This is a genomic window from Roseibium sp. RKSG952 (genome assembly GCF_009711355.1).
This window is the reverse complement of the sequence record NZ_SMMF01000505.1, coordinates 1-1,441: the sequence shown is the minus strand read 5'-3', so window position 1 is coordinate 1,441 and position 1,441 is coordinate 1. Positions and strand designations below refer to the sequence as shown.

Sequence of the window (1,441 nt, the reverse complement as noted above, 5' to 3'; positions counted from 1 at the left end):
ATGACCCGCCTTAACCCGCAGACAACGCCCCGCCACCAGCTTCGCGCCGAGAAAGCGCGTCGCAACAAGGAGGCGGCTGTGAACGCCTTCATCGGCAAGAAGGCCGAGATCGACGAGATGCTCGCCCGGCTGCAGAGGCTCAGCGATGATCATTTCAACGCCCACCCCGACGAGCTCAACTGGGGCCATGTCGGCACCCTTGAGCATTACGCCAGCCTTCTGAAGCGCATCACCGACAGCGCCTTTGGCGAAGGCGAATACGCGGAGTGAGCCCGATGACCAGCACCCTTGCAGAGCGCTACAACCGCGAGGCCACTCGCCTGATGCCGCACATGGGCAGCGACCTTCAAGTCGACCCAGCGATCAACACCGCCAGCGAGATCGACGAGATCGTGTTTCGCCGCAGCGAATATCTCGGCGGCATGGCGGCCGTCCTCCTCGCCCTGATCGCGCGCGACGACTGAGCCATCGCGCGCCGGTACCGGCCCGCCCATGCGGCGGGCTCGCCCCGGTAGAAGCCACGCACCCCGCGCGGCTCAAACCCGGAGGCAAACATGACCAAACTCACCGACACCCAAGCCATCATTCTCAGCGCCGCGTCTCAACGTGATGGCCATATCGCCATGCCGCTGCCCGACAGCCTGCGCGGCGGGGCCGCCTCCAAGGTGGTCGGCGCTTTGCTTGCCAAAGGGTTACTCGAAGAGGTCGACGCCGGCATGCGCAAAGGCGAGCATGTCTGGCGCGAGACCGGCGATGGCCACGGCGTCACGCTGGTCGCCACCAACGCAGGCCTTGCCGCCATCGGCATTGAGCCTGACGGCGCAAGCCCTGCTGCGGCAGATGACAACGAGATATCAAGCGAGACGTCCAAGGCTCGCGCACCACGAGCGGGTACAAAACAGGCCAAACTGATCGAAATGCTCCGCGCCGAGGGAGGGGCGACGCTTGCCGAGATTGCGGTTCAGACCGGATGGAAACAACACACAATCAGAGGGGCGATTGCGGGTACGTTGAAGAAGAAGCTGGGTCTCGAAGTGACTTCAGAAAAGGAGGGCGGCAGGGGCAGGGTCTACCGTTTGGTCTGACCCCGGTTGCCACCAGCATTTTGGGCCGATCCGCCGGAGAAGAGATAGCTTCGGCGGTTGTTGGTTCAGGACAGTTTGAGGGGTTCCATGCGTTCGTCGTCGCCATCACTCTTCATGATGTCCGAGATCAGGTGTTGTGCAGTCTCTTCGAAATAGCTGACAAGTTCCCTGTGCAGCACGGTGAATTCCGGCAGGACGGTCTTTTCGAATTCGGCTTTCCTGACATTGACCACGACGGTCGTGCGCCGTTGGCGGGGGTAGCGGTAGGGCCGGATCCCGTGTTTTCTGCAAAGGGCAACGAACAGACGGACCGCCCAGATATCGGGCAGGGAATATTGCAACTCGGTTTCCTGCGC

3 protein-coding genes and 1 pseudogene are annotated in these 1,441 nt (G+C 62.4%); 3 read left to right on the top strand and 1 reads right to left on the bottom strand.

Features of this window, described 5'->3' with window-relative positions:
* From E1297_RS01845 to E1297_RS01835, 3 genes are all read left to right on the top strand, one after another.
* The coding region (locus E1297_RS01845) for a hypothetical protein (RefSeq protein WP_155133161.1) at positions 1-270 on the top strand (270 nt) is incomplete at its 5' end.
* 5 nt (positions 271-275) lie between these two features.
* On the top strand, positions 276-464 hold the full coding sequence (locus E1297_RS01840) for a hypothetical protein (RefSeq protein WP_155133158.1): 189 nt from the start codon (positions 276-278) through the stop codon (positions 462-464).
* Positions 465-554: 90 nt separating this feature from the next.
* Positions 555-1,085 carry a DUF3489 domain-containing protein gene (locus E1297_RS01835; RefSeq protein ID WP_155133155.1) on the top strand — a complete coding sequence of 177 codons (531 nt, stop codon included), beginning with the start codon at positions 555-557 and terminating at the stop codon, positions 1,083-1,085.
* A gap of 65 nt (positions 1,086-1,150) precedes the next feature.
* Here E1297_RS01835 and E1297_RS48970 read toward each other — a convergent pair.
* Positions 1,151-1,441, bottom strand: a pseudogene (locus E1297_RS48970) (hypothetical protein); the annotation flags it as partial.

Excerpts from the sequence above, each read along its gene's own strand:
- E1297_RS01840 (WP_155133158.1), top strand. The coding sequence starts at position 276 with ATGACCAGCACCCTTGCAGAGCGCTACAACCGCGAGGCCACTCGCCTG.
- E1297_RS01835 (WP_155133155.1), top strand. The coding sequence starts at position 555 with ATGACCAAACTCACCGACACCCAAGCCATCATTCTCAGCGCCGCGTCT.